Annotated in this window: 1 pseudogene; it reads left to right on the top strand. The window is 54.9% G+C overall.

What is annotated here, in order from left to right:
• Positions 1 to 348, top strand: a pseudogene (locus tag KDM90_RS17625) (hypothetical protein); the annotation flags it as partial.

Below are 348 nucleotides of genomic sequence, written 5' to 3'. Positions count from 1 at the left end.
TTAGTACAGTGGTCAGTGGTGGTAATGTAGTGGAAGGGAATAACCTGACGTACACCGTGTCCTTGACATCGGGTACCACAATTGCGTCGACCTACGCCTACACCTTGGGTGGCGGTACAGCGACAGCAACGAGTGACTACAACACCACCCCAACGTTCAGCAATGGCGTGAGCTTGGTCGGTAGCAACTTGATCGTCCCAGCGGGTGTGTCCAGCTTCACCGTGACGGTAGGAACAGTCGACGACACAATCTTGGAATCGGCGACAGCAGAAACGGTGCCGTTGGTGATAGCAGGTGTGACAGGGACAGGCGGCATTATCGATAACGACAAGCCAGCGGTTTCCACAG

The sequence above is a fragment of the Affinundibacterium fentianense genome (assembly GCF_018139545.1).
In the GTDB taxonomy this organism is placed as follows: Bacteria; Pseudomonadota; Gammaproteobacteria; order Burkholderiales; family Burkholderiaceae_D; genus Undibacterium; species Undibacterium fentianense.
Note: the sequence above shows the minus strand (reverse complement) of the source record. Positions and strands in the feature narration are given on the sequence as shown.